Genomic DNA, 26,148 nt, shown 5'->3' with positions numbered 1-26,148 from the left:
TTTTTTGCGATTATTATCGGACTTTGGACTAGGACGAGTGGACCGATTGGTACTCGCAGGGTCTATCTTTGCAATTCTCGGAAGCGCATCTCTGATTGTGCAGGATCGCCTTCTGCGGGAATGGTCTGGCTATCGTGTCGATAACCGGGAACCCATTGGACAGATTGTTATGGCAGAACAAGATGTCCGTCGTCGCGTGGGCAATAGCATGAGTTGGTTTCCTGCATTCGAAGAAGAAGTTCTCTTTGAAAATGACAGTATTTTTACAGGTGAAAATTCAGGAGTAAATGTTCGATTTAATGAAGGACTGAGCATAGACTTGGCCTCTAATAGCTTGGTAATACTGAGACGCACCCGCAAGGATCTCGTTCTTGATCTTCAAGTTGGTGGCGTTGTTGCAACGGTTCAAAAGGGAAACACCATTCAACTGCGACAAGGCAATTCGGTTGCAATTCTTGAAGGATCCCACAAGGAAAATACCGTAAAATTACAAAGAAGTAAGAAAGGCAAAATTTCAGTCTCCACAACAGTGGGTGAGGTTGAAATGCGTCTCAATGATCAAGGAAAAAAGATTGCCAGCAACCGTGCCATTGAGGTCGACAATGATCGTCTGTTAAAGATTGTAGAGGACTCGCTCATTCTTCGCAGCCCTGGTTTTGGAACAAAGGTATGGGTTGAGGAGGGAGCCTATGTCAAGTTCATCTGGGAAGTGGCGATTGAGGGAAACTCTACTCATCGCATTCAAGTATCGACTGAAGAGGACTTTTCTAAGAATTTGATTCAAGAAGAAGTTCCGACCTCTTCTTACGCAACTAAAGATCTTAGCTCTGAAGGAACCTATTATTGGCGTATTCAAGGCAAAAAGAGTGGCGAGTCGGATTGGAAGGAGATCAGTCGTCAAGGAGAATTTGTTCTGCTAAAGAAGGAGCCCCCACTGTTAATATACCCCTTTCACAGGATGGATATACCCTCAGGAGGGAAGTCGCTTGCTTTGAAATTCGAATGGCAAGATAAGCGAGGAGTGGATTCTTACAGATGGCAGCTTTCCTCAGATTCTCAATTCAAATCTGGGGTACAAGAACAAGTTATGAGTGGAGCTCACTTCGTGAATGGGATTGTTCTGGAACCGGGAGAATATTACTGGCGTGTCAAGGCAGAAGGGGCTTCACCGATAGCTGATAAATGGAGTGACATATTTCAATTCGGAATCGATCGACAGGCCCGAATGGAGGCAAAGGCATTGGCGGATCTATCGTTGAAAGAGGGAGAGGTTTCAGCTGAGGACCTCAACTTGGATCCAACAAAGGAAGCCTTGAATTCAGATGATAATTCAAAGGACGTTTTAAAAGAGCTTAAGGCCCCCGTGCTGTCGGAAAAAGAGAGGAAAATCACTTTGAGTTTTCCAGAAGCAACTGATCGCAGTCCAGCTGCCTTGGAGAAGCTTCTCCCCGCCAATCCACCAGCCTTAGCGTGGCAAAGTGTTGAGGGAGCGAAGACTTATGAAGTGGAGATCTCTGGGACGCCAAAGTTTGCCAAAATTGTTTCAAAATTCGAGACGAAAGATCGTCGGGCTCTATGGAAGGGAGCTAAACCGGGAGTTTTTTACTGGAGGGCTAGGGGGCGAGCAGACGAGAGTCGATCTGCCTTTAGTGATTTGGGGAAACTTGACATTAAGCTGGAGTCCCCTCGGCAGAACCAGGCTCAAAGTATAACTCAAATGGTGAGGTCTCCCGCTGAGGTTGAAACCAAAAGGGCCAAATACAAATGGAGATGGGAGGGAGTGCCTCGGGCTCAAGGCTATCGAGTGCTGTTGAGTTCAAAAAGTGATTTCAGCAAAGATGTTGAATCTATTGAGACCCGTGATATTGAAATTGAGAAAGAATTTAAGCCGGGCACGACTTTTCTTAAAGTGGCGGCAATCAGTGATCAGAACGAAATTGTGAGCGATTTTTCTGCAACAGAAAAAATGGAAGTGCAGAATAAATTTGTTCTACCAGTTCCTGGGATTGAGGGACCAGAGAATGGCCTTACACTCATTGCTTTCGGAACTGCGGCAAGCCCTGTGGTTTTTGAATGGAATGAGGTCGCTCAGGCAAAAAACTATCGAATTCAATTTTCCCACGATTCTAATTTTTCAAAAGTCTTTCAAGAGAAGTCTTTAAAAGATCTTGACCTTGCTGTCAGCAGCGGGGATTTTTCTGGCCAGATCTTTTGGCGTTTGCGGGCCGAGCAAGGCAAGTATTCTTCGGCTTGGAGTGCCGCTCGCTATTTCACTGTCAAAAAGCAGTAGAAAGTCCTTGAATCTAAAGAAGGGCGCTGCCATAGATAGGGCCGGAGCCCGGAGATATATGCTGTTCTGATGAAATCCATTTCTTCAAAGGATGCTTTTGGCAAGATGGTTGTGGCGCACTCAGGATTGCGCCTGCTCGACCTTAGGTCAGAGGGAGAGTTTGCGCAGGGGAGCTTTTTCGGGGCTATCAATATTCCAATTTTGAACAATGCCCACCGCCACCAAGTCGGTCTCTGCTACAAGTTAAGTGGTCAGGATGCTGCCATCCGTTTGGGTCACGGATTGGTAGATCCCTTGCGTTCGGAACTGGCACTTGGCTGGCGAGAAGCTCTTGAGGGAGGAGATCCTGAATCTTCATTGGCTTTTTGTTGGCGTGGAGGATTGCGTTCCAGGATCGCCTGCGAGTGGATGAAGGAAGCGGGCCTTCCGATCCTTCGTGTAGAAGAGGGCTTTAAGGGCTTGCGCCGAGAAGCACTCAATGTTTTTAGGCAATTTCCTCGTTTTCTTGTTTTAGGTGGAATGACGGGGTCAGGAAAAACGCGGTTTCTCAAAGAGGTCAGCAATTCCCTGGATCTTGAGGGTCTTGCTTCTCACCGAGGCAGTGCGTTTGGGCTCTTTCCTCAGGAGTTGCAACCCGTCCAGATGAACTTTGAGAATTCCCTGGCCCTTATCATGGCGAGAAAAGGCCCTTTAGGATCGATTCTCGTAGAAGATGAGAGTCGGCAAGTCGGTCGGTTGACCCTGCCTCATGGCTTGTACGAATGCTTGGCTTGCGCCCCGTTAGTGTACCTTCAGGTTTCCGATGAGCAGAGAGGTGAGAACATCTACGCAGAATATGTTGTATCTTCTCTTGCCAAGGGAATGACACATGAGGCGCTTTGCGATCATTTCATTCATTGCACTCGGAGGATTCAAAGAAGACTAGGTGGCTTAGCAGCAGACCAATTGATTGCCATGATCAGAGATGCATTTGAAGCGAAAGACAAAGAACTTCACTTAACTTGGATCAAGAAACTGCTTGAGTCTTATTATGACCCTCTTTATCGATTTTCGATGAATAGAAAAAATGTAGTTCCTGTTTTTTCTGGAAATTGGGAGGAATGTTTGGCCTATGTAACTCATTACCAGGCCAATGAGAAAGCATAGAAGCTCATTGTTTGTTTGAATGTTTGAATGACAGAAAGCCACCTAGAAGGGCAAATGATCTAGATTGGAAGTGTTGCAGGCAAAGAGACATTCCTGTCGGGTCAATGGAACAGGTTTAGATAGACAAGGGAGAGTGCCTGAGTGGTACACAACAGAGATCAAAGAGGTGGATGGATTTCGTTTCTTGCCAAATTTTTTCAAGCAGGCTGTGACCGCGTGATCTTTAAGCCCACTGGCCATTGAGGGGGATGTTGCAAAGTAGTCAGCGGCTAGCATTCGGTTTATTCCAATTGCTCCTTTGCTCGGAGAACTTTGAAAAATAGTGAAATCGAATCGAGAAGTATTCATCGAATCGATCACACATTCGGATTCTTTTGTGTAGTGAGCAACACCGAAGGGGTCTTTTCCGACGGAGTCCACCATCACGACATGGCCATTTGAAGCGATCAAGTCACCTGGAATAAGCTCGCCAAACTTTTTACTCAGACAGTTTAAGCCGTTGCTCTGAGGTTCCTTGAGCATTCCTGCGCTGACGCCAAGAACTTGCAGAGCCTTAAGGGGCTGGTCTGATCTGAGTTTTAGGCCGGCGGCCGCGTAGGACGTGAACACAAAGCCGCTGCAATCAGTTCCGAGTTCTGAACTTCCACTTCCGGAATTTTGAAAGAAGTCTAAGGATGAATGCAACGAAGCCGTGGAGGCCGGTTTTCCACCGTAATCATAAATGAGAGGGGATTTTTGCAGATTTGCGCAGGATTCGGATGGTGGATTTTGACCCTTGATATAATAATGTGTCTCGACCACATCTTTAAGAGAAGTGATTTTGCGCACGTTGCCGTTGCCGTTGGGATGACGTCCGACGACAGTGATTCCCTCGACTTGGGGGGTATCAGAACTCATGGGATTGAAATTCAAAATATCGCAACTTTGGTAGGCAACGAGAAGCGATTTCATGCCCCCATAAACAGGAAGGGGATATTTGTTTTTAAGATAATCAAAAATTAGACCATTCGGGGTCTCACTCTCCGGATCATGTTTGGGTTCTTCATCTGTTTCTTCGCAATCGAGTTCCAGCTTCTCAGATGCCGACAGCAGAGCAGATCTGAGATTCAGCAATTGCTGTTGAAGTTGTCTCTTCTCTGGGGTGGTTTGATCGCCCAGCTCGAGAGCAACAAGAGCGGCAAGAGTCGTCTCCGAAGAATTCTCCGTGCTGAGTGTTTCGGGAAGTGACTTTGTCGTTAGAAGGTAAAATTCCATGTATGCGTTGACGAAGTCATCAACAAGCTTTGAGTTCAATGAATTCAAATTTCCTTCAGAAAGGATTTCGGTGAGCCTTTTTGTCAATTCAGTTTTGACCAAACTTGGTTCTGGAAATGTTTGCTCATCCATTAAGATGGCATCAAGATGATTAAAAAGTCGACTCTGGAGGTGTTCGCAGCCCAGTGAGTCGGTTGTGTCGATCGCCAATTTCTCCGCAACCCGCCGACTCAAAGGAGTACAAGACGGTGTCATGGAGAGAACAGTTAAAGCAAGAGGGGTCCATTTTTTTTGCATAATAGGGGTCTTCGGCTTGAAAAGACGAGTCCTTGAGGCCTATTTGAGCGACTTTGGGCCGGTCATTGAACTTTCGGTGCGGACCTGATAGAACCTTATGGGCCGTAAGCTATTTTGGTTTTCTGTGGAGATTCGGATGTTTTCAGTTTTTCAAAAAGGTGGTTTTGCAATGGGTCAATCTCAGGTTTTTAGGACTGGTGGTTTTTTTCTTGCTTCATTGTTTTGTGTTTTTTTCCTGAGTGGGTGCGGAATTCAATCCATTCCACAGCATTTGAATGAAGTTGAGTCTTCTCAAGCAGAAATAGTGAACCAATACAAGCGTCGCGCAGATTTGATTCCAAATTTGGTCAACACAGTGAAGGGATATGCCTCGCACGAGAAGGAGACTCTCGAAGGTGTCGTGAACGCCAGGGCTAAGGCAACTTCAACTCAGATAAATGCAGGAGATGTGGCCTCTGTTCAAAAGTTTCAGGAAGCTCAAGGCTCTTTGGGTGCAGCTTTGTCTCGGCTGATGGTGGTGGTAGAGAAGTATCCTGATTTGAAAGCCGATCAGAATTTTCGTGAGCTTCAAGCGCAATTGGAGGGAACGGAAAACAGGATCACGATTGCTCGCCAACGTCATATCGAGAATATCAAGAAGTTCAATAATCTTGTTACCGTTGTTCCTACAAGTTGGACAAATTCTCTGTTTTTTAAACATGAAAAGATGGCTCAGTGGACCACCGAAGATGCCAAGGCCATTGAGGCGGCGCCAAAGGTGCAATTTTGACCCAATTTTTTAGCGTTTCTCTGACAATCTGGATTTTTTCCCTTTTTCTTTCGGGGCCGGCTCTTGCTGATTTTTCTGTGCCTCGGATGAATGCTCCTGTTGTTGACCAGGCAGCTCTGATTTCTGAGGATGTAGAGCAAAAGTTGAACTCGGCGCTCCGCTATGTTCACGATCATAGCGAGACTCAGGTGGGCGTTTTGACCCTAGCTTCTTTAGGGGATCTCAGTATTGAGCAGGTGAGTATTCAGGTCGCTGAGCAATGGAAGCTTGGTGCTGAAAAGTCGGACAAAGGAATTCTTGTTCTTGTTGCTCCTAAGGAACGAAGAATGAGGATCGAAGTGGGACAAGGGCTCGAGGGAGATCTGCCGGATGCCATTGCAAAGAGAATAATCGATCAAGTTATGACTCCTCTGTTCCGTTCTGGAGATCCCGAGAGGGGTATACTTCTTGGAGTTCTCAATATCTTAAAGAGAACGAATCCAGATATTGATTTGCAACAGTTTTTTGGTGCTCAAAAATTATCGAATCCCACTCAGCCGAAGAATGAGAGCTCTCCTTTTTCGCGAATAGTTGTCTTTGTCGTGATGGCGTTATTGCTTCTTCTCTTCATTCGTCATCCCTTTCTTTTTCTTCTTCTCTTATCGGGGGCAGGACGAGGGGGCGGTGGAGGGTTTGGTGGTGGCCGCGGTCGCGGCGGCAGTTGGTCCGGTGGAGGCGGTGGTTTTAGTGGCGGTGGATCATCGGGGAGTTGGTGATGAAATTAGAATCATGGGCCAGAATATATCTGAAATCCGAAGATATAGTTCGTATTGAGACATGTGTCGCCGAGGCTGAGAAAGTGACCAGAGGTGAAATCGTTCCAATGATAGTGCGCCGTTCGTCCTCAGTTGGCCACGTGGCTCCGATGTTACTGATGATGTTTCTTTTTCTCTTTTTCGTGATGATTGAAATAGTGGAATTGGAGAGACCTGGATTTGGCCATTCTTGGTGGACTCTCATAGGAGGCCTTCTTATCTCCTTTTTAGCGACGCGACTTTTGGCAAATTCACCTCGTGTTCAGTATTTTTTTATAAATAAAATCGATGGAGAATGGCTAGCAAAGCAACGCGCAAAAATTGAATTTTATGAGGCTCGGTTGGATCAGACGAAGGGGGCCACAGGCATTTTATTGTTCGTTTCTCTTATGGAGCGTCAGGCCGTCGTTCTCGCTGATAGGGGGATTTCTGGCAAGCTTCCGGAAAGTACATGGGACGAAATTGTGATGCTTTTAGTGAGAGGAGCAAAATCCCGTGATCTGGGTTCAGGGATGTGTCAGGCTATTCAAAGATGCCAAGTGATATTGAGCGAGCATTTCCCGATATTAGATGGGGATAAAGATGAGTTAGCAAACAGACCAATCATTAAGGAATAGCTCTTATTATACGAACATTTCTTCAATCGCATCATTCTGATCCACACGAAGTTTAACACTGCTGTTTATTTCCGTTAAGTTTTCACATCCTTAGGTCGAGAAGTGGGAATGATGAGCTGGGATTGGCTAAGAGTTGGAATCGTCGGGTTGGTTGGCAGCTTAGGGCTGATTCTCATTCGTTTGCGGTTACCAGTATGGAAGAATCAGACGATTACGGTTTTGGGAGAGGGACGAGGCCGACTGGGAAGTGTGGCCGTTCTTATCGCTTCAGTTTTTTTCGCGATTTTTAGCGGATCTGCTCAGGATGCCTATTTAATTTTTTCATTCCTACCATTTTTTGTTACCGAATGGATAAGAGTGCATCGGGGAGATTTCGCGGGACAAACGGTATTTATGTATCTGTCTTGGGCGCTTGCCGGTATCTCTGTTGTGGGAGAAAACTCGTTTATCAATCAGCTTGGCCTTTCTGAGATGCCAGCTGTATTATTGGCGGGGTCGTTGGTGGCTCTTGTCAGTTTGGGTTATTCCAAGCTTGTTATGTTTAAAGGCTTGTCGTCTTGGTGGGGTTGTTTTTTAGTCCTCAATCTTTTCTTTGTCACGGATGCCACCCAGATACAGTTGAGTTCTATCGGATTTATTTTGATCGCTATCACAAATGGACTCTGGGCTTATTTTCGAAATGAAAACGACGTAGATCAGTTTGCCGCCGGCTGGATGGGATTTTGGCTTGCCAATCAATTTCTGAGCGCAGAGATGACGGGGGTTTCGAGTCGGGATAGTTTGATCTGGTTGATTCTATTGTCGTTGCCCTTGCTGGAGGGAATCCTCATGCTGGCAAGTAGAGTTTTGCGTTGGCAAGAATCTGATGGAGGCTCTTTTTTGATTCGCCTCAAGTGTTCGGGCCTACCTCGACGACATTGGCTGCTCTATTTGTTAGGTATGGGAACCTATTCTGCGCTTGCTGCGAGGTCATTGTTGGAGGTAAAGGAACCCACAGCCTGGCTTTTGGTCGGCGCCCTGGGTTTTGTCGGAATCTCAATGTTTTTTGGATTTAACTATTTGTCTCATCACCTGAGAAAACACCAGGTACACAACGTAAGCCAGACCCTCTTGCAGAGGTATCTGCGCCTTGAAAAGACGATCAATCTCAATGTTGGTGAATTTCAAGCCGTGGTTTATGACCTGCTGCCTTACTATCGAAAGCTCGAGCAGGGGGGCATTGGAGAAATCCAGGGCTTTCTGCACGACTTTGGTGGATATTTGCGAAATCATCATGCCAACCAGCCTTCTCTTTTGGTTGGATCCTATACCGTTTTGGTGGTCGAGGGAAAAATGGATCCACCAGGGCGATATTTGACTGATGTGACTCGCCATTACTTCGCTTTCCTCGAATCCAAGGGTCTTCACCCCACTGTAAGCCCGGGGTATTTTTCAAGCCAGTCAAAAGCTGATCAATTTCTCCAGCGCTTTGGTCACTTGATTAAAAGCGATCCGGCTAATTTGGAATCCACAGAGGCTGCTTGAACTCTCTCCGTCAATTGGTTATGTTGTGAACTTTTACAGGGAGATGTCTCGAGAGAAGGCACCAACACCCGCTGGGTCGAACAACAGACGCGGGCCAAAAGGATTTTTATGGGAATTTTTGATAGGATTATTCGTCGGGAATTGCCCGCAGATATTGTCTACGAAGATGAGTTGTGTTTGGCCTTTCGGGATGTATCACCTCAGGCTCCGGTGCACGTTCTTTTGATTCCTAAAAAAGTGATTGAATCCATGGTGGAGGTCACGGCCGATCACTCTGATCTTTTGGGTCATCTTATGCTAAAAGCTTCGCAAATAGCGCGAGACTTGGGACTTGCTTCGAATGGCTACCGACTCGTTATAAATACAAATGGTGACGGAGGACAATCCGTTCCTCATCTTCATATTCATATCCTGGGCGGGCGACAAATGAGTTGGCCACCGGGTTGAATATTTATATCAAAAGGTTTTTCCTCTGGACTTTTTGTCCTTGAATATCCGCCCTGCCTGACTGAGTTACATGAGATTGTAGTTTGGTCCGCTTCCACCTTCACGTGGCTTCCACCGAGGGCCCAACACATCAGTGGCTTTGCAATCAACGCAGTTTGGAGCATTAACTACAAGCTTATCTCCCTGCTTTTCATAAACGCCCGCAGGACAGACATGAGTGTAGAATTCGGCCACATCGGGAGGGACTTCCTTTCCAACAATGAGATGAGAGGGGATATCATCTCGCGTTTTATTTCCAGATAGATAAACAGCGTCAACTTTGCTCAAGCCATCTCCTTTTTCACCAGGAGTAAATATTTTAGGCTCTTCGGCATCTTCTTCAAAGCTCACGGCGCCCCCAAAGAGGCTTCCACCAGAGGCTGACATGAGAGCTGCCTTAAATCCACCCAGATAAAATCCCGACTTGAAGGCTTGTCGCATATTGCGAACTTTATAAAGATCGCTGTGAATCACGCTCGATTTTATCAATTGATCGTAACCAGAAAGAGCTTTTGCCGAGGTATCCTTTGCCTTGAGTGCATCAAAGGCAGCTCGTGCGGAGTGAATACCTGAAAGAATCGCATAGTGAATACCCTTCAATGCAGGGACATTAACCATGCCAACACAATCTCCCGCCATCAAAAGGCCACTTCCATGAAACCGCTGAGGAAATGAATGATATCCTCCTTCGGGAATGGTTTTGGCACCCCACTCAATGACTTCACCGCCTTCCAAGTATTGGTTGAAAAGAGGATGTTTTTTTAACTTTTGCAGCAATTGATGCACGTCGAGAGAGCTTTGACGGTAATCTAAACCTACGACCAATCCAATTGCGACAAGGTCGTCACCCAGTGGGTACATAAAACTTCCGCCAAAGGCATCAGTAGGTAAGGGCCAGCCCATGGTGTGAGTCACCAGCGTCGGCGAGGATTTGACACGCCAGATTTCCTTTACTCCCAAAGCGTAAATCTGAGGGGACTCCGGTTCAATTTTCTGCCAGTTCAAATAAGCTTGGGTCAGGGGTCCGCGTGTGCCTTCAGTGAGAACTGTGATCTGACTCAAGACATCAGTGGGTGGCATATACTGCGCACCTGGCTGTCCCTCTCGATTAAGTCCCGCAGGTGTTGTTCTGACTCCAATCACTGAATTGTCTTTTACGAGGAGTGAATCAGCGGGAAAACTGGTCAATAAATTAATTCCAAGTTCTTCGGCCTTTCCGCCAAGCCAGCGGACCACTTCGCAAATCGAAGCCAGGTAATTTCCGGTGTTGTGCATGGTTGGTGGTGTGGGAATGCAAATTGACTTCGATTCAGTCAGAACATAAACCGAATCTCCCTTTACGGCTCCTCGAAAGGGGAAGTCCTTCATTTCAAGCTCGGGAAACAACATTTTTAAAGAAACGGGATTGATCACTGCTCCTGATAGACTATGTCCTCCGAGTGCGCTTGCTTTCTCAAGAACTCCAATTTCTACATTGCCGAGATTTCCGCCATTTTCCTTGTCCTTTTTTACAAGTCGGGCGAGCTCTATCGCCCCAGCAAGTCCAGCGGGTCCACCTCCGACAAAAACGACGTCCATTTCCACTGCGTCGTCGTTTGGAGGAGGATCTTGTATGATGAAGTCTTGCCAAGAAAGATCTGGTTGATATATGGCCGGGACAAAAGATGAACCGAGGGTCATTGGGGCCTCCTTGAGTCACTGTCTTGATACCACAATTCAATATTGTGAGCTGCCAGTTTGAGGTTTTAGGCAAAAGAGGACCCATTGTCTATCCTTTTGTCGAGGTCAAGTGAACGGGATTTAAATAGGAGGAACCTTTTTCATTGGCACTCCGCCTTATTGTCAAGAAGTGAGGGCTTAATTCCGATGAACCAGCGTGATGAAGTGAGGGTTATCTTGAATGGCAAATTTATCGATTCACGAAATTTTCTGGTCCAGTAAGTTTCGAAAAAATAAGTCTCGGGATGTTTCGCGAAATGATTTTTTACGGATCATTCCGTTTTTTGAGCATTTGACGGATCAGCAGCTCAAAATACTGGCAAATCGACTTCATGAGAGACGCTATGAAGAAAATGAGTACCTTTTTGAAGTCAATCACCCAGGTGCGGCGCTATTTGTTATTATTCGAGGTGAAGTCGTTGTCGAAACAACGAGTGAGCCTAAATCGCGGATCATTCTCGCATCCTTGAAGTCCTCAGAATTCTTGGGCGAATTGGCCCTTCTCGATCAATCTCCTCGGTCCGCATCAGCGAGAGCGACAAAGCCAACTGAAGTGTACGCATTGTTTCGAACAGATCTCATCGAACTGGCGAAATCTCATCCAGAAATCGCTTGTGAGGTATATCGGTCCTTAGCTTTCATCGTTGGCGAAAGATTAAAGGCAACCAACCGCCAAGCTGATGTTCAGAGAAAGAGCGCTTAATGATGGATGACAATCGGCGTTTTCGATCCTTAGTTTTTGCGGGGTTCATTGTTCCTCTCTTGATCTTGGGCTTTTCGTATCTTGCTTGGTCGCTCAGGCCCTTGATGCTTCCGCTTATCATTGGCATCTTGTTGGCCTATCTTTTTAGACCCTTGAAAACACTCTTTCGTTACCGTTGGCTCCCAAATAGTTTGAGACTTGCAATCATATTTTCATTGATCTTGGGGGTCCTTTTCGGGGGAGCCCTTTTTGTGAAAAGCAATATTCCATCAGAAAAGGAAAAACTGGAACTTCTCGTCAGGATGAAGTTCAAAATGAATGAAAAATTTGACAAAATCATGGGGATTGATTCTGTGACCGGAAGAGGCAACTATCTCTACGAAATGATGGCCGACGATATTGATCCCGTGCGTGTTCAACTCAGTAATATTCTTTCTCTGTCACCCGAGCAAAGCCTCGCTTTTGAACAATACCATCAGGGACTGAAAGGACATGAAAGGGTTTCTGAGAAGTATTACGAATATTTTCTGGCGAATACTAAGACAAAGGCAGGTGAAGCTTCCTTGACTCCCGAGAAATCAATGACCGAGTCCGCTCCAAATGCCAATCTGAACGCTGTTGGCAGTCCCGTTTCTGGCCTCAATTCAAATTCTAGTTCCAACACTAGCGCCAACACCAATTCAGGATCTCACGAACAGTCGGTGTTAAAAATGGTGGTAAGTTTACTTTCCATCTGGTTATTACTGCCAATTGCGTTCCTCTTTTTTCTTATAGATGATGGAGCCATTGCTCAATTTTTCGTCCGCCTTGTGCCAAATCGTTATTTTGAATTATCGCTGACAGTGTTAGAGGCCGTCGATGGGGCAATAGGGAAGTATCTGCGAGGACTTTCGATGGAGTGCGGGCTCGTCGGAGTGAGTTTGGCTTTGGGTCTATTTGTAATTGGAGCTGCCCCAAAAGTTGCGATATTGATTGGTCTTCTAGCGGCCTTCGCGACGGCAATCCCACTTGTGGGACCAGTGATGGGACTTGGACTTAGTCTCACCTACGGGATTATTGCAGAAGAAATCAATCCCCTGATTCCAATGGTGACATTGGATAATCTTCTTTTGGCAGTTTCAATTGTGGTTGCCATTGTTTTTGCTCTCGACAACTTGGTTTTTCAGCCCATTGTGCTCGGAAGTGCCGTGAACCTTCATCCCTTGGTGGTTATTTTGGGGATTATGGGAGGATCAATGTTATTTGGGCTGGCGGGTGTCTTGCTTGCCGTGCCCGCCATTGTCATCACTAAAACCATTCTTCAAAATACATTTCGTGGCTTGAAGGACTATCGAATAATCTGACAACCTGCTCTAGGAGCCATGGCCATGAAGACGCATGAGCCAGTCTCGGGCCTGTCTTGAGTAGAAGAGACTGCGAATGTAGTTTATGTTCCGGAACTGTCCGTATGGAATTGTCCATAAAAATCCAGCCCGTTTGACGAGCCATTTCTTTTCAATTGCGTACTCAAGCTCTCGTTCAAAAATTTTTGAAAACTCCACTCCAAATCTCTTATAAAATTTTTTTTCGTCAATGATCCCATAGTTCAGGGAGAACAATATGTACCTTGCATACAATTCAAGACTTGGTAGAACGTAGGAGTCGCCGACCAAGGATTGATTGCCCTTTGCTAAAGCGATGTATTGATCAACTTTCTTTACATTGAAATACCAAGTGTCTCCCAGCCAGCTCGAAGCGTAATTACCAACCCCAACATAGGGAAGCCCATCTAGCAACCGACCTTCAAAATAGGCACTTGTTCCCGTTTCCTCTGGAATTCGAGAAAAATTCACAGAGCCATAGGGAGCGAAATAGCCGTGTCTTGCGAGAAAATTGTATCCAATATCGTAGAGACGACCGTAGTCATCAAGCGATGGCAAGCAGGGCGTCTTTTTTGTTAATGCTCGCCCTTTCCCGCGGTACAAACAGTCGTAAGTTGTAATTGAATCTGGGTTCAATTTGACAACTTGTCGGAGGTCTTCCTCCCAATCATGTTCAGATTGATTTGGTAAGCCAAAAATAAGGTCAACGTTGAAGCGCTCGAAGGGCAAATCGTGGATATTTATTGCCGCAAGCATCCCCATATCAATCTGTGCATACCGATTCACATCCGACAGATGTTTGTCGTTGAAGCTTTGTATTCCCATGCTGACACGACGAACACCTTGGGACGAGAGCAGAGCCATTTTTTCAGGTTCTTTTCCGGCAATGGAGGGTGTGGTTTCTATGCTTGTCCCAAAAGGGTGTTGAGAGGACAGTTGGAAGGGTTTTATCGCGATCAACAGTTTTTCGAGGTACTCGATTGGGAGGCGGGTTGGAGTTCCTCCTCCAATATCAATTCCGGGGACGCCGTCTGGTCCAATCTGAATCTCAAGATTCCTGAGCTCACTCTGGACAGCATTCACATAAGATTCATAAATGGATTGATGATTTCGTACATCAATAGCGAAATTGCAAAAAAAGCAGCGGCTCGAACAAAATGGCACATGAATATAGAGGAGCCACGGCGACTTTCTGTCAGGAGAAACATTGGTTTGATCGGCATTTCGAAAATTTTCTTGGAAATACTCCCTGCGAGGAGGGTATTGAATTGTAAATTCATGAGGATGACGTTGAACAAAATTCATCCAAGTAACAAGATCCTCATGCCCGCTTAAGCCTGAAGTGGCTTGAATGACTTGTCTGCAATTATTTTGTTTTTGCTTTTGATCTGCCGATGCCTTATCAGAAAGGGCCATTGAAAAGAATAGAATAAGGAAGTGGCGGGGAAAAGGACAGGAAAGAAAGTGTCTCATGAGGGACTGGATAGGGGTGCTTTGGCATTTAGTCAAGATAGCACTTATCCTGTGCTGAATAGGCCCGTAATTCCTGTATTGAATGGGCCCGATTAATCTCCAGGAGTCTGTAAAACATGCAGTTTTTTTGTAAGTTTATATTGGTTGTGGCTGTTTTAATTTCTGTATGGACTCATGCCTCCGAAAGGATTCCCCCAGCTTGCGCAGGAATTCTGGGGTCATCTGACTTGCCCCGATACCCCACGACGGGTCAGATTGGGCATCGAGGATTTCCGAGATTCCTCAAGGCCAATATGGGGGAAAACAGAAGGAATCTGAAGCTGTTTGCGTTGGAGCTGGCAGGTAGATTCAATGTAGCTCAAATGAGTCTTGTGAATTCAGGATCCTCAGCAAATTTAGTTGCGGCAGCTGCAGTCAGGGAACTGACTGGAGGCGGACATGCCATTGCTGCAGGCTTTTCATTCCCAACCACCTTGTCCTCTTTGATGACTTCAGGTTTTGACGTATCACTTGTGGATATTAAGCCTGGCGAATTTACGATCGATCCCGAGGCCTTTAAAAGAGCCATTCTTGCTGACACGAAGCTTGTGGTGGTGACACACTTTCTTGGCTTTCCCGTAGACATGAAGCGAATAGCTGAAATTGCGAGTGAACATGATATCAAAATTATTCAAGATGCCTGTGAAACTATGAATCTGAACATTGAGGGACGACAGGCCCATGAATTTGGAGATTTCACAACTTGGTCCTTTTATCACCCCCATCACCTCAGCGCATATGGAGGAGGGGCTGTTATCTCGAATAATTTGGAAAATTTTCGTTTAACCGATTCCATTGCTCATTGGGGGCGGGCATGTACGTGTCACATTGATCCTGAATCATGTAGTGCCCCAGAAGGCATGGACCACAATTTTTGGTATGAGAGAGTGGGATACAATCTTGAAATGAGTGAACTCAACGCAGCCTTTGGCCGCTTTCAGCTACGGAGTTTTGATAAACAAGAAGTTAACAGATTATGGCGATATGAAACTCTGTACAACTCTCTGAGAGATATCCCTCGGGTTCGGGTGTACACGCGACCAGAGACCGGCGGGTCTCCATTTGTATTCCCGATCACTCTTGATTTTGGGAATGCTCGAGACGTTGCCCGAATTCTTAAATCAAGGGGAGTGGAAGTCCGAAGTTTGATGGGTGGAAATATTGCAGATCACCCCGCTTTCCGGGGCTTGCCACATGATGGATTGGTCAACGTCAGCAGCATGGGTACGCGTTCTTTTTTTGTCGGAATTCATCAGACTTTGCCCCGAAAAGATGTTGTTGCGGTTGCGAAAATACTGCGAGAAGTATTGCTCAGCTATGTGCGATAAAAATGATTAAGCTTCGAGAAACATGGCCAATTCGGCCGTTCGAGCTTTCGTATCACGATAACCCAGATCGACGAGTTCCGAGCAATAGTGGGGGTCAAAAAGGAGAAAGCTCAAAAGATCGCTGGTTTCTTCAGCCGACCCCAAACCCCCCATGAGATAACGAAAGACCTTGGGGAGTCTGTCTCTGTGCTTAAAAGCAATCTCTGCAATATCTTCTGATGGTCGCAAATAAAAAGGGTAGACGGGCCTGAGACCTATTGGACCGCCAGGAGAGGCATTCTGTCCTAATGCTTGGTTAATGATGTGAACACGTTCTAAATCGGATTCGATGGCGTCCATAAATATGGAATTGACAATGACCCCAGTGATTCGTCCCAGCGTGGCCATCATGGGGGTTGTGTTTTCTAAATGGAGGCGGCTGGAGGCACGGATGCCGATCACGATCAAGCGGTTGGCACCCATGTGGACGGCGGGGCTTAATGGGGCTTGATTTCGCAAACAACCGTCTCCGTATTCTCGTCCATTCACTTTGACAGGAGGGAAAAAAACGGGGATTGAGCTCGAAGCCATCACGTGATCTAGAGTGAGTTCGGCTCGGACACTGTGGCGTCGGGATCGGTTCCACATGGCGAGGTCATCTTTGCCTTGAACGAAAGTAATTCCAAGAGAGGTGGAATAATCGGTTGCTGAAAGACAAACGGCGTGCAGATGCCCCTTATCCAAATTCTTCTGTATTTGAGCAAAAGGTATGGCTGATCCGAGCAATTGCCGCAAAGGACTTGTGTCAAGAAGGGCCATCGAGTCAGGTCTGAGCTTTTGGCTCAGACCTCCAAAAGACAGACCGCGAATGACCCGGCTGGCGTTGGCGGCAATTGTGCCAAGATTATTAGAAAAAACGTCTTCGGGCTTAAGACTTCTCCAAAGTTGGCAAAGTCCTTCGGTGGCGGACTCAAGATCCTGAGCGTGAGAAGCAATGAAGGCGGCATTAATAGCTCCGGCGCTGACCCCCGAAATAATCTTAAAGAGATCCGGAGCTCGAAATTCTTTGTTGAGCTCATAAATCGCACGGATCACGCCCGCTTGATAAGCTCCCCTCGCTCCTCCTCCAGAAAGGACGATTCCCGGCTGCTTCTGATTTGGCGGAGAATCTGATTCCTTCGTTTTCATGGATGTAGCTTTCTGTATCAGTGTTGGACCTCTCTTATTCTAGCCTTGCATAGTTTGGGACTCAACGCTATCAATCGAGACACCTGCTTGAATGACAACGCGCTCCAATGTTAGTGAAGAAGAAGTGTCGCACAACAGGTATTTTCTAACAGGTATTTTCGAATTTCAAGGGAGGAATCAGATGTTAAAACAAAAAATTGCGGTATTTGCTGCTGCAGCGGTGTTCTTTACTGTGTCTTTGGGAGGAAAGGCTTTGGCTGAAGGAGAAAACAAGGGTAAAACCCAGAAAAAATCCACCTCAGATGGAGAGGCCGCAAAGTCTGCTGGGGGGGAATCGAAAGTGGATAAAACGATAGTTGGAAAGGAAAAGAAAGTGAGTCAAACACCTGAAAAATTCAAGATTGTATTGGATACGACCAAAGGAAAAGTCGCTATTGAGGCCAACCGCTCTTGGTCTCCGAAGGGAGTCGATCGCCTTTATGAATTGGTTCAAAGTGGTTTTTTCAAGGACATTGCTTTCTTCCGGGTGGTCGATGGCTTTGTCGTCCAGTTTGGAATTCATGGAGACCCCATTGTGTCTTCGCAATGGAAGAACAAAAATATCGAAGATGATCCCGTCAAGGAGTCCAATAAAATGGGAACCATTTCTTTTGCCACAGCGGGCCCTGGAACTCGAACAACCCAATTGTTCATTAATTTGGGCGATAACACTCGACTTGACAGCATGGGCTTTTCTCCCGTGGCAAAAGTCGTTGAAGGCATGGACGTTGTTAAAAAACTTTACAGTGCTTATGGCGAAAGACCAGACCAGGGGGCTATCCAGAGCAAAGGCAACAGCTACCTGAAGGACTCCTTCCCACAAATGGACTATATTAAGAGCGCCGAGATTTCCAAATAGTCGGTTGCATAGCATAGAACCTCTTGGTTAGGTAAATGGCCGGTGGTCTAGGGCGACCGGCCGTGGTTTTTCAATTCTTGAAAATGAGACAAAGCATCTCATTGTAGGTCGTTGGATCATAAGAAGTCAGTTTTCGGAAAATCTTAGAAAATTTTTATCGTTTAAATGTTGGGCGTTTTTCAATTACAAAAGCAACTGGTGGTTGAATGGCGGTCATTGAGCGTTTCTCTTTGGGAAACTTCGATAAAATGTCTAAGTATTGGCAATTTATTTTAAGGCCTCTTCGGTGTAGTCTGAATTTGGTCATGGTTGGATCCGGGAAGAGTCATTGCATGTAAGTTGTCTCCGGTATCAGGAAAAAAGTTGAAACGTTTGCTGTCCTGAGGAGTTCAATATGAGACATTTACATGGAATTCTTGGTCTATTTTGTCTTGCGTCTATTGTCCTTTTTTCTTCTGGGTGCCCGCTAAATGAAATGGAACAGGGAGCGCTTGATACGGCGGTCAATACGCCTCCGGAGCATGTTCCTCCAGATCTTGTGCGGAAATTTCCTCCAGACAGCTGTTTTTCTTACACTCAGTATCAGCCAAAGGCTGAGATTACTAAAAATATTGATGTGCTATTTATGGTTGATACCTCGGGCTCATTGAATGAAGAACGGACTTCCATAGGGGATGGAGTTGATGCCTTTGTGGGGGCCCTTCCTTCGGATGCGAACGTGAGAATTGGAATCATGTTGGCGCACGCTGGTACCTGGTCGGGAAAGCTCTATCGTTACAAAGAGGTGGGACCATTTGTCCTTGATACAGAAACGATGGCTTTAGCTGATATCCGCACAATTCTTCGTAGCCGAATGGCAAATGTGGCCACAGAAAATGAAACAGATGGTGGGGAAGTTGGTCTTTATTCATTGTCGCGAGCCTTGGATGCCGATAAGTTAGCTGAATCTAAGGCGCTGGGCTTTTTTCGAGAAGATGCTGCTTTGGCTCTCGTCTTTGTTGCTGATGAGAACGATATTTGTGCTCGCTATCCCGAGGGTGTAACTCCGGTCTATGATCCAGACCGCAAAGAAACACCTGCCTTTAATAAGTATTGCCAACAGCTCACTCCAGAAAGCACCTATTTAAAAATTCGAGATCATCAGGGTCAGCGTCCATTGCTTGTCTCTGGCATTATCTATTTCGAAGATTCAAAATTTCCAGCTGATGGTGAAAACGAAATAGCCTATGGGGTCACAGATATTATTAGAGCGAACAATGGGTTGATGGTAGATCTTGCCGGAGGACGTCTCTATGAAGGATTGGCGCAGATCGGGAGTTTAGTGACCAAAAAACTGAATTTAATTACGGAATATCCCTTAGATAATAGAGGTCGCGAAATCGATGAAACCACAATTCAGGCTGAGGTTGATGGGGTTGGGGTTCCGTTTAAATTTGAACAACTGGTTTCGGAGCTACATTTGACTGGGTATGCGGGGCTTGAGAACTCAGAAGTCTATATCAGTTACTGTTTGAAGCCGAGCCAAAACCCAGAAACCATTCCCGTCGTTATTACCAAAGTGAAGGTTGAGAGTATCACCTCAGTTTCTGCCCAAGTGACATGGACGACAGATCTGTTCTCATCCTCACAAGTTGAAGTGACAGAAAGTCTCACCGGTCAAAAATGGATGACGCCACTGATCGTAACAGGTGTTCTCAATCACAGTGTTGAGCTGAGCGGGTTGACTGCCAACACCCTTTATTCGATCAGAGTATTTTCTGCAATAGAGGGAGATCCCTCCTTTAGCGGTCCCGTCGCATTTCGTACAATGCGATAACCACTTCTTTGGTCTAGTTACAAGATTCCACCAGCCATTGGTGGAATCTTTACTGACTATCTGAGACATATTTGCTTAAAATTGAGACTCGCCGGCAAGGAGAGTCAAAATGTCAGATCGTCGAAACCTACATCGAGATCGTCGTATCATTGAGCGGTTTTCGGATTCAAGGATCAGAGAAGGTATGGTGCAGATTCGTTTTTGGATTCGGCTGATTATGGGGCTGTTAATTCTTATAGTGGTGGGTAGGTTGGGTTATGGAGCATACTTGGGTGTGCAGCATGTAACAGCAGGTATCTTTGAGGCTACATTTTTGTGCATTTACGTTTCCAGTATTTTTCAGTATGATCGCTCGATTGGATATTTTCTGGAAAACGTGTCGGTGAACAGTTTCGAGGTCACAGTGGACCGCCAGAGGAACACATGGGTGGTTCTTGGAATCCTCAGTTTTCTTTATGTCATTGTTAGCATTGTACTCAGAATATGATCTGATTTTTATAGATATGGCCTTTGTTGGGAGACATCAAAATGAAGCGTCTAATTGACTCTCGGTTCCTATTAAATGCTCTTGGTTTTGTATTGGTGGCACTCTTTTTGGGGGCGTGTTCTCAGGGAGCGAAGAAGGGGGATCCACCCAGTGATGCCTGGAAGGGGCAGATGCAGGAAATGGGTCAAACTCTCGTGGAGATTTACCCTTACGTGGTTAGCGCTAGAGAATTTAATGCTCCAGAGAATCGCATTAAAATTCAAGAGAGCCTGACAAAAATGGCGAGCCTTGCGCATGACGTCAACAAGGAAAGAGGAAAAACTGATTTGGGCAAGAAAATGGATAAAGATCCTTATCTGTCAGTGATTTCGAGCACTTTGGATCGAGAAATTAAATTGGCAGTTGAAGGTCTTAAGTCAGGAAAAAGGGATTTCTCGCGGGTGATTTTGAAAAATGCAACAGGCATGTGCGTGCGCTGTCATTCGCGAGGAACATGGGGCCCCGAGTTTGTGGATTGGCAAAAAGAAGCATCTTTTCAGCGCCTCAATCCGATAGAGAAGGGAGATCTTTTGGCTGCTGTGCGCCATTACGAACAGGCAATTCAGCAATATGAAGTCGTTTTATCGGACAAGCAACTTGCTTCCACTGAGGCTGAGGCTTGGGTCAAGGCTGGAAATTCAGCTCTGAACGTGGCGGTGCGCTCAAAGCAGGATCCAGCGGTCGCAGAGCGAATTGTGAACACCATATTGTCAAATTCCAATTTGCCAACTTACCAAAAAACAAATGTTGAAGAATGGAAAAAGGCGATTCTTTCTTGGAAAGACTCAATGGAAAAAAAATCAACGTTGAGTCCGCTCATTCAGGCCCAACAGATCTTGAAAGAGGCTCGTAAGAATGAAGACTATTGGGGGGATCGTGGGTCCTACATTCATTACTTGCGTGCTTCAGCGCTTCTCCATGATTTTTTACGAACGGAATCATCCTCAGTTGAACAAGCTCAGGCCCTCAATTTATTAGGTGAATCATATGAGGTTATTTCAGAGATGGGTGAGGGAGATGCCAATCAATTTTACTACAAGGCTTGTATCAAGAGATCACCTCACACCAAAGTAGCAGTGGGATGCTATCGGCGGCTCGAACAAAATCTGCATGTCGAATTCTCCGGAACTGGAGATATTCGCATGCCGAGAATGGCAATGGACGAACTGAGGATTTTGCGTGATTTGGCATCGCCTGCAGAGCTGGACCCAAGCTCCGAGGGCAAGAGTATGTTTGATCGCCAGTGAGAAGTGTCCTGAATCTATGGGACATGGAGCAGAAAGCTGATCCACCAGTCGGAAGGATTGAATATTGCTGTTCCTCAAAGGTCTCGCCGTTTTAATCTCCTTTTTCCTTTCATTTGGCGAGGCCGATGATGAGGATCCTTGGAATGTCGTCTGTGGCGAGCCGGAAGGGGTGGAGTTTGGATGGAGGGTTCATTTGGTGTCTTCAGGTCCAACTGAAACCAAAGGAGTGCTTTTTTTTGAGGGTCCGGCTGGCCTAGAAAAGATCGCGGAGTATCCATGCTCAAGTTCTGAAACGATCCAGTATTTTGATGGAAATAGAATATTATTGGATTGTTTTCAGCCTGAGAGTTGGGATAACGGTTTTGATCTGATGTGGGTGGAGGGTCTCGAATCTAAGACTCAACACCTTTTTGTGCATGAACTCAATTTTGCAGGGCCGATTTTGCGAGGCCGATTGAATTGCGAAAATATCCCTAAGACCAACCCCGGCTAGTTCAACAATGGCGCCATTTAGTTGTTTGTTTTTTTTGTGACGAATTCGTCGATAGTCTCATTTAAGACAGATTCGAGAAGATCGCGAATTCCCAGCATTCCTTTTAGTTCGCCTTGAGCATCGACGACGGGGAGGTGTCGTATGTGCTTGACCGTCATGACATAAAGGGCGTCGTTGATGCTAGCCCCAACTGTGATGGTCGATACCGGAGAGCTCATGATCTCTTTAATCAGGGTGAAATCAGGGTCGATATGTTTAGAAACAACTCTGTTGAGCAGGTCCCTCTCTGAAAACATTCCAACTAAGGACTTGTCCATCGTGACGAGAACCGCGCCGATTTTGTGGGAGGCCATTAGGATAGAAGCCTCTCGAATATTGGTATCTGGACTCACCGTAATAACTTCGGTAGCCATAATGTCTTCAATTTTTGTTTTCACGGGAATCCCCACTTCTCTTTATCCGTTGGATATCTTATGTCTTTCGCTTCAATCATTCTAATCATTTTCCTTTCTGGACTTCAACAAATTGTCATCAGGACCAGACAATGGTAGATTTGTGTGATGACAAAAGGGTCTCGTCTTCAGTCGCTACTCACTCCGAAGAAGCTTCGGCTCATTTTTTTGTGTGGCACAATTTTTTTTGTGCTTTTGGGATTATTTCAAAATTGTGGACGTTGGCAGGAGGGCATTGAGAATCCTCATGAAATTTATTCGGATAAATTGATTGAGGAACTCTCCAGACTCGATCAGTCGGAGAAAGAGAGCCTTTGTCATTCTGCTGCAAATTATTTTTGTCAGAGAATTCGACTGGGCAAGAACCTCCCTTCTCGAGTGATGGCGGAGATGATTTGCATAGATCATGAAGCCTTTCCCCGTCGAGTGTGTATTCAAACTGATATCATTGAAGGCTTTGAATGGGATCAAGCTCGGCCTTGTAAAATGTGCAGCCAGAAAAAATTTGCCATCCTAGATCGGGTTCAAGAGGAATATTCGTGTTTCAATGCAGCCCTAAAAACACGAACCTTAATAGAGCATAGAATTTTCGCAATGGAACTTTCGGAGGCTCTGACCCGCAGTTATCTTGCGTGCAAGAGCCTCTTCTAGCCAATTAGAAATCAGATATGAGATCTGAGAGATCGGGGTGGTCGACAAAGGGATTTCGGGTTCCTTGAAAGTCATAAATCTTGTCATTTCTTTCTTTTTCCTCTTCGGAAACAGGGTCCTCGTGATTCCACTTTCTCAGATAGGCCTCTTGAATTTTGTCGATGGCATTCTTATATCGAACAGAGAAATAGAACAAAGATCTGGCCAGGTTTCCTCGCTCTTTTGCCGCCGGTTCAAAATAAATATTTGAGGAATCTTCGGATATTCGACCCACCTTAACATCCGGGCAGGGGGAAGGAAGCGGATCTTGAACCTCGCCATAGGGGCGATTTCCGCGAATCGTGTTCACATAAGTGAGGACTGGATAAAGAATGTGGAGATCTGTCTTTTGGGTATTAATGGGTTCCGCTCGATTGAATTTGCTTTGGGGCCAGGCGTGTTCCGTATTGACCAGAGCAGAATCGGGAATGCGGCCAGGACCCGGGCCACCATTTCTACCAAAGCGAGAAGAATCAAGAGTTTCTTCGCAATAGACCGTGCGCAGTTGATACCCACCCTTAGGGCTGGCTTCTAGGTGGAGCTGCCCAAATAGAAATTGCCTGGCTTCGTTATACGAGAATTTTCTAAATTGAGTGCACTTTGCTTTACTGGGACAGCTTTCAGAAATTTCATCGTAGTCATCTGGATGTCCAATATGAACTTTTTTAAGAATGGCATTGAGCTTATCTTTTAAATTTTGGTTCTTGAGGTTTCCTTGGGCGAGTTCGTTGTAGAAATCCTGACCGTAGTAGGCGTTTGGATTATCGAAAACAGGGGCGGCTTGAGCTTGCAGAGCGATAAGTAAACTAAAACCCAGTGACTTTAGAATTTCGGATCTCAACATGCTAAATCCCCTTTTGTTATTGTTCCTAAATAAAATGAGAAAACGGAGACGTTTCACGACAGGTAAAGTCTAGTTAGCCATTGAGTTTGATCAACGAAAAAAATGAAGAAGAGGAATGAGTTCAAGAAACTGGACATAAGTCCAATCGAAAAATACGACTGCCGACTATTGTTGGAGAACCCAATTGTCGTTATTTAGGGCAAACACTCGGGTCCAAGCAGGACGAGTCATCGTGGTGTCTGAATGAAGAGAAAATTCCATTTGCTTGATTCGCCCCGATTGTCCCCAGTCGATTTTGATCCTTCCAAAATTTCGCTCAAATAGGGTATTCTCTTTTCCGTAGATTTGCTGCAAAACAGATCTGACGACAGACTTTGCGACATGAGTCAGTCCGCTCGACATGAGTTCATAATAAGTATAACCATCCTCAAGTTTTCGAGTGAGCAGTCCGCCAAAGTGTCGGTCCCCAGTGAGAATGGCAAGACCCTTAGGATGAGTGCGTTTGAGAATCTCATTGAAGCGTTCCCAGGAATTTGAAAAGTCAATCCATTGCTCACCTCCGGCCAAGCTAGGTGAGAGCACTGAAAAACTGCTGACGAGAAAATGGGCTTGGGCCGGACTCGTCTTTAGCTCGCGTTCGAGCCACTCCCATTGCTGTTCTCCCAAAATATCATCAGGAATGTCATCTGCGTGGGACTTGTGATACCGAGTATCGAGCAAAATAATTTTAATCTGCTGCCCAGGTGGGCCCATGAGGTAAGAAGTATATATGCCCTTCTGCTGTCGACGGGGAACTCACGGGCGGCTCACCAATGAAATCCAAAAAATATTGCTGAGCAATCTCCTTGATCTTCCAGTTTCGACCGGCATTATTTTTTCCATAGTCGTGGTCGTCCCAGGTTCCAATGATCGGCGTTTTCTGGATAAAATGTGCGTAGTCCGGCTGATGAAGTTGAATTTGAAATTTTTCTTTGAGTATCTTGGGATCGCGAGCATCTCCGTAAATGGCGTCTCCCATCCAGATATAAAACTGTGGTTTGATGGCAGTGAGAGCGGTCCAAAGTGGTTGAGGGAGCGTCTCCTTGTTGCAGGATCCGAAGGAAAACTGAATGACAGGTTCGAGAATTTCAACTTTTGAACTGGCAAAGCAGAGCAGTTGAAATTGAAACAAAAGACAAACAACAAAAGAAAATAATCGAAGAGTGACTCTTATGTAGGTTCTGAACATGTCTCTTTGCCTCCCCCGGACCAGAAAACCAATTCATTCTCTCTTTTGCAAAGCTCCATAATCAAGACTCGGTAGGTCGGAGAGACGCGCCATATAAATATTATAGTCTAGATTATAGTCTAGATCCTTCTTTTCAAATATCCCAGCGCGCTGGTCTATCAATAATTGATAAAAAAGGCACGATCCAAGGAGGAGTTGACCAAATTTCCTACAATGAAAAGCTCGTTGGAAACTCGGCCAAAATCACACTTTGAAATGGACACATCTGAGGAGCTAGTCAAGTAGGCAACTTTTGGCGGCATTGTGCCGCTGGGGTTTGTCACCCAGCAGGGCGCCTTCCCATCCTGTTCCCTATCGGAAACAAAAGAAACATGGCTGCCGTCAGGAGATATTTCAAATGCATGAACATCACCGTTGTCGATCATGTCTGTTCGGCCAAGCGGACGAGCGTTCCTCCTGCAGCAGGTATGGAATAGAGTTCCTTTTTTTCATCTATATGAAAATCACCAACAAACAAAACCCGGGAGCTGTCTGGAGTAAACTGGGCGGGATACTTAAAGCCACCACCCGCGACAGGATCAGGAGTCAGTTTCACTGCGCCTCCGCCACCAATAGGAACCGAATAGAGCTCGGTTTCGCCATTCAAATCAACGTCAGCGCTATAAAGGACCTTGCTCGAATCAGGACTGATGGTCACAAAGCAACACGGGCCCAATTCAGTGGTGGCAAAAGGAGGGTTCAAGCGGACGGGTAAGCCGGGTACGCCTGAAATATCGACTGAAAAGTATTCGAATACTCCCTCAGTCGAGAGGTCAGCAACAAAAACAACATAGCTTGCATTATTCGAAATCCAAAGAAGGGGTCTGATTTCTTTATTGGTTCCACTCAAATTGGAATGAAGCTTGACGCTGCTCGCAGCCACATTCACCGTTGCCAAAAAGAGTTCGGTGTTGTCCCAATCGTCCTGGTCTGCAACATAAATGACCT

At 45.8% G+C, this 26,148-nt stretch carries 25 protein-coding genes; 16 read left to right on the top strand and 9 right to left on the bottom strand.

Features of this window, described 5'->3' with window-relative positions; all coding sequences use genetic code 11:
- Positions 1 to 4: 4 nt before the first annotated feature.
- Both IPL83_08920 and selU read left to right on the top strand, forming a co-directional pair.
- On the top strand, positions 5 to 2,290 hold the full coding sequence (locus IPL83_08920) for a hypothetical protein (GenBank protein ID MBK9039264.1): 2,286 nt from the start codon (positions 5 to 7) through the stop codon (positions 2,288 to 2,290).
- Between the two features lie 69 nt (positions 2,291 to 2,359).
- Positions 2,360 to 3,436: a tRNA 2-selenouridine(34) synthase MnmH gene (gene selU / locus IPL83_08915; protein MBK9039263.1), complete on the top strand. Its 1,077-nt coding sequence runs from the start codon at positions 2,360 to 2,362 to the stop codon at positions 3,434 to 3,436.
- Between the two features lie 42 nt (positions 3,437 to 3,478).
- Here the strand turns inward: selU and IPL83_08910 are convergent, their stop codons facing one another.
- Positions 3,479 to 4,987 carry a hypothetical protein gene (locus tag IPL83_08910; GenBank protein ID MBK9039262.1) on the bottom strand — a complete coding sequence of 503 codons (1,509 nt, stop codon included), beginning with the start codon at positions 4,985 to 4,987 and terminating at the stop codon, positions 3,479 to 3,481.
- 169 nt (positions 4,988 to 5,156) lie between these two features.
- Between IPL83_08910 and IPL83_08905 the strand changes: the two genes are divergently transcribed.
- The 5 genes from IPL83_08905 to IPL83_08885 all read left to right on the top strand — a co-directional run bounded on the left by IPL83_08905 (position 5,157) and on the right by IPL83_08885 (position 9,138).
- Positions 5,157 to 5,756, top strand: coding sequence for a LemA family protein (locus tag IPL83_08905; GenBank protein MBK9039261.1), 600 nt, complete (start codon positions 5,157 to 5,159; stop codon positions 5,754 to 5,756).
- The gene (locus tag IPL83_08900) at positions 5,753 to 6,511 is read left to right on the top strand and encodes a TPM domain-containing protein (GenBank protein ID MBK9039260.1); all 759 of its coding nucleotides are present in this window, start codon (positions 5,753 to 5,755) and stop codon (positions 6,509 to 6,511) included. The genes IPL83_08905 and IPL83_08900 overlap by 4 nt, the downstream gene beginning before the upstream one ends.
- Positions 6,511 to 7,167 carry a hypothetical protein gene (locus IPL83_08895; GenBank protein MBK9039259.1) on the top strand — a complete coding sequence of 219 codons (657 nt, stop codon included), beginning with the start codon at positions 6,511 to 6,513 and terminating at the stop codon, positions 7,165 to 7,167. Before IPL83_08900 ends, IPL83_08895 begins: the two co-directional genes overlap by 1 nt.
- Positions 7,168 to 7,275: 108 nt before the next feature.
- Positions 7,276 to 8,691, top strand: coding sequence for a hypothetical protein (locus IPL83_08890; protein MBK9039258.1), 1,416 nt, complete (start codon positions 7,276 to 7,278; stop codon positions 8,689 to 8,691).
- Positions 8,692 to 8,799: 108 nt separating this feature from the next.
- The gene (locus IPL83_08885) at positions 8,800 to 9,138 is read left to right on the top strand and encodes a histidine triad nucleotide-binding protein (protein ID MBK9039257.1); all 339 of its coding nucleotides are present in this window, start codon (positions 8,800 to 8,802) and stop codon (positions 9,136 to 9,138) included.
- A gap of 66 nt (positions 9,139 to 9,204) precedes the next feature.
- Here IPL83_08885 and IPL83_08880 read toward each other — a convergent pair whose 3' ends face one another.
- Positions 9,205 to 10,857, bottom strand: coding sequence for a 4Fe-4S dicluster domain-containing protein (locus tag IPL83_08880; GenBank protein ID MBK9039256.1), 1,653 nt, complete (start codon positions 10,855 to 10,857; stop codon positions 9,205 to 9,207).
- A 220-nt stretch (positions 10,858 to 11,077) separates the two neighbouring features.
- Here IPL83_08880 and IPL83_08875 point away from each other — a divergent pair, with 220 nt between their 5' ends.
- Both IPL83_08875 and IPL83_08870 read left to right on the top strand, forming a co-directional pair.
- Positions 11,078 to 11,599: a cyclic nucleotide-binding domain-containing protein gene (locus IPL83_08875; protein MBK9039255.1), complete on the top strand. Its 522-nt coding sequence runs from the start codon at positions 11,078 to 11,080 to the stop codon at positions 11,597 to 11,599.
- On the top strand, positions 11,599 to 12,942 hold the full coding sequence (locus tag IPL83_08870) for an AI-2E family transporter (protein MBK9039254.1): 1,344 nt from the start codon (positions 11,599 to 11,601) through the stop codon (positions 12,940 to 12,942). Before IPL83_08875 ends, IPL83_08870 begins: the two co-directional genes overlap by 1 nt.
- 9 nt (positions 12,943 to 12,951) lie before the next feature.
- On the opposite strand, the gene IPL83_08865 is transcribed toward IPL83_08870, so the two are convergent.
- The gene (locus tag IPL83_08865) at positions 12,952 to 14,469 is read right to left on the bottom strand and encodes a radical SAM protein (GenBank protein ID MBK9039253.1); all 1,518 of its coding nucleotides are present in this window, start codon (positions 14,467 to 14,469) and stop codon (positions 12,952 to 12,954) included.
- A gap of 80 nt (positions 14,470 to 14,549) precedes the next feature.
- On the opposite strand from IPL83_08865, the gene IPL83_08860 reads away from it, so the two are divergent.
- On the top strand, positions 14,550 to 15,800 hold the full coding sequence (locus tag IPL83_08860; GenBank protein ID MBK9039252.1) for a DegT/DnrJ/EryC1/StrS family aminotransferase: 1,251 nt from the start codon (positions 14,550 to 14,552) through the stop codon (positions 15,798 to 15,800).
- Between the two features lie 6 nt (positions 15,801 to 15,806).
- Here the strand turns inward: IPL83_08860 and IPL83_08855 are convergent, their stop codons facing one another.
- The gene (locus tag IPL83_08855; protein MBK9039251.1) at positions 15,807 to 16,967 is read right to left on the bottom strand and encodes a patatin-like phospholipase family protein; all 1,161 of its coding nucleotides are present in this window, start codon (positions 16,965 to 16,967) and stop codon (positions 15,807 to 15,809) included.
- Positions 16,968 to 17,148: 181 nt separating this feature from the next.
- On the opposite strand from IPL83_08855, the gene IPL83_08850 reads away from it, so the two are divergent.
- The 5 genes from IPL83_08850 (at position 17,149) to IPL83_08830 (ending at position 21,947) form a co-directional block, all read left to right on the top strand.
- The gene (locus IPL83_08850) at positions 17,149 to 17,865 is read left to right on the top strand and encodes a peptidylprolyl isomerase (GenBank protein MBK9039250.1); all 717 of its coding nucleotides are present in this window, start codon (positions 17,149 to 17,151) and stop codon (positions 17,863 to 17,865) included.
- A gap of 394 nt (positions 17,866 to 18,259) precedes the next feature.
- Complete coding sequence (locus IPL83_08845; GenBank protein MBK9039249.1) at positions 18,260 to 19,681, top strand: fibronectin type III domain-containing protein; 1,422 nt, start codon at positions 18,260 to 18,262, stop codon at positions 19,679 to 19,681.
- A gap of 109 nt (positions 19,682 to 19,790) precedes the next feature.
- Positions 19,791 to 20,168: a hypothetical protein gene (locus IPL83_08840; GenBank protein ID MBK9039248.1), complete on the top strand. Its 378-nt coding sequence runs from the start codon at positions 19,791 to 19,793 to the stop codon at positions 20,166 to 20,168.
- A 41-nt stretch (positions 20,169 to 20,209) separates the two neighbouring features.
- Positions 20,210 to 21,454 carry a hypothetical protein gene (locus IPL83_08835; GenBank protein ID MBK9039247.1) on the top strand — a complete coding sequence of 415 codons (1,245 nt, stop codon included), beginning with the start codon at positions 20,210 to 20,212 and terminating at the stop codon, positions 21,452 to 21,454.
- 64 nt (positions 21,455 to 21,518) lie between these two features.
- Positions 21,519 to 21,947 (top strand): hypothetical protein, encoded by a 429-nt coding sequence (locus IPL83_08830; GenBank protein ID MBK9039246.1) that lies wholly within the window; start codon positions 21,519 to 21,521, stop codon positions 21,945 to 21,947.
- Positions 21,948 to 21,964: 17 nt separating this feature from the next.
- Here IPL83_08830 and IPL83_08825 read toward each other — a convergent pair whose 3' ends face one another.
- Entirely contained in the window at positions 21,965 to 22,384 is a 420-nt protein-coding gene (locus IPL83_08825; GenBank protein MBK9039245.1) for a CBS domain-containing protein, read from the bottom strand.
- Between the two features lie 123 nt (positions 22,385 to 22,507).
- On the opposite strand from IPL83_08825, the gene IPL83_08820 reads away from it, so the two are divergent.
- On the top strand, positions 22,508 to 23,050 hold the full coding sequence (locus IPL83_08820) for a hypothetical protein (protein MBK9039244.1): 543 nt from the start codon (positions 22,508 to 22,510) through the stop codon (positions 23,048 to 23,050).
- A gap of 4 nt (positions 23,051 to 23,054) precedes the next feature.
- Here IPL83_08820 and IPL83_08815 read toward each other — a convergent pair whose 3' ends face one another.
- The 4 genes from IPL83_08815 to IPL83_08800 form a co-directional block, all read right to left on the bottom strand.
- Positions 23,055 to 23,933 carry an endonuclease gene (locus tag IPL83_08815; protein MBK9039243.1) on the bottom strand — a complete coding sequence of 293 codons (879 nt, stop codon included), beginning with the start codon at positions 23,931 to 23,933 and terminating at the stop codon, positions 23,055 to 23,057.
- A 165-nt stretch (positions 23,934 to 24,098) separates the two neighbouring features.
- The gene (locus IPL83_08810) at positions 24,099 to 24,653 is read right to left on the bottom strand and encodes a hypothetical protein (protein MBK9039242.1); all 555 of its coding nucleotides are present in this window, start codon (positions 24,651 to 24,653) and stop codon (positions 24,099 to 24,101) included.
- A 7-nt stretch (positions 24,654 to 24,660) separates the two neighbouring features.
- Positions 24,661 to 25,161: an alkaline phosphatase family protein gene (locus IPL83_08805; GenBank protein MBK9039241.1), complete on the bottom strand. Its 501-nt coding sequence runs from the start codon at positions 25,159 to 25,161 to the stop codon at positions 24,661 to 24,663.
- A gap of 421 nt (positions 25,162 to 25,582) precedes the next feature.
- Positions 25,583 to 26,148: hypothetical protein (locus IPL83_08800; protein MBK9039240.1), on the bottom strand; the 566-nt coding region annotated here is incomplete at its 5' end.

The organism is Bdellovibrionales bacterium, assembly GCA_016716765.1.
Taxonomy (GTDB): Bacteria; Bdellovibrionota; Bdellovibrionia; order Bdellovibrionales; family UBA1609; genus JADJVA01.
Note: the sequence above shows the minus strand (reverse complement) of the source record. Positions and strands in the feature narration are given on the sequence as shown.

What these genes read in the sequence shown, in the direction of transcription:
- IPL83_08805 (MBK9039241.1), bottom strand. Translation starts at nt 25,161, where the DNA reads ATGTTCAGAACCTACATAAGAGTCACTCTTCGATTATTTTCTTTTGTT.
- IPL83_08875 (MBK9039255.1), top strand. Translation starts at nt 11,078, where the DNA reads ATGGCAAATTTATCGATTCACGAAATTTTCTGGTCCAGTAAGTTTCGA.
- IPL83_08895 (MBK9039259.1), top strand. Translation starts at nt 6,511, where the DNA reads ATGAAATTAGAATCATGGGCCAGAATATATCTGAAATCCGAAGATATA.
- IPL83_08910 (MBK9039262.1), bottom strand. Translation starts at nt 4,987, where the DNA reads ATGCAAAAAAAATGGACCCCTCTTGCTTTAACTGTTCTCTCCATGACA.
- selU (MBK9039263.1), top strand. Translation starts at nt 2,360, where the DNA reads ATGAAATCCATTTCTTCAAAGGATGCTTTTGGCAAGATGGTTGTGGCG.
- IPL83_08870 (MBK9039254.1), top strand. Translation starts at nt 11,599, where the DNA reads ATGATGGATGACAATCGGCGTTTTCGATCCTTAGTTTTTGCGGGGTTC.
- IPL83_08890 (MBK9039258.1), top strand. Translation starts at nt 7,276, where the DNA reads ATGATGAGCTGGGATTGGCTAAGAGTTGGAATCGTCGGGTTGGTTGGC.
- IPL83_08820 (MBK9039244.1), top strand. Translation starts at nt 22,508, where the DNA reads ATGACAAAAGGGTCTCGTCTTCAGTCGCTACTCACTCCGAAGAAGCTT.
- IPL83_08845 (MBK9039249.1), top strand. Translation starts at nt 18,260, where the DNA reads ATGAGACATTTACATGGAATTCTTGGTCTATTTTGTCTTGCGTCTATT.
- IPL83_08815 (MBK9039243.1), bottom strand. Translation starts at nt 23,933, where the DNA reads ATGTTGAGATCCGAAATTCTAAAGTCACTGGGTTTTAGTTTACTTATC.
- IPL83_08835 (MBK9039247.1), top strand. Translation starts at nt 20,210, where the DNA reads ATGAAGCGTCTAATTGACTCTCGGTTCCTATTAAATGCTCTTGGTTTT.
- IPL83_08860 (MBK9039252.1), top strand. Translation starts at nt 14,550, where the DNA reads ATGCAGTTTTTTTGTAAGTTTATATTGGTTGTGGCTGTTTTAATTTCT.
- IPL83_08855 (MBK9039251.1), bottom strand. Translation starts at nt 16,967, where the DNA reads ATGAAAACGAAGGAATCAGATTCTCCGCCAAATCAGAAGCAGCCGGGA.
- IPL83_08905 (MBK9039261.1), top strand. Translation starts at nt 5,157, where the DNA reads ATGGGTCAATCTCAGGTTTTTAGGACTGGTGGTTTTTTTCTTGCTTCA.
- IPL83_08850 (MBK9039250.1), top strand. Translation starts at nt 17,149, where the DNA reads ATGTTAAAACAAAAAATTGCGGTATTTGCTGCTGCAGCGGTGTTCTTT.
- IPL83_08880 (MBK9039256.1), bottom strand. Translation starts at nt 10,857, where the DNA reads ATGACCCTCGGTTCATCTTTTGTCCCGGCCATATATCAACCAGATCTT.
- IPL83_08840 (MBK9039248.1), top strand. Translation starts at nt 19,791, where the DNA reads ATGTCAGATCGTCGAAACCTACATCGAGATCGTCGTATCATTGAGCGG.
- IPL83_08885 (MBK9039257.1), top strand. Translation starts at nt 8,800, where the DNA reads ATGGGAATTTTTGATAGGATTATTCGTCGGGAATTGCCCGCAGATATT.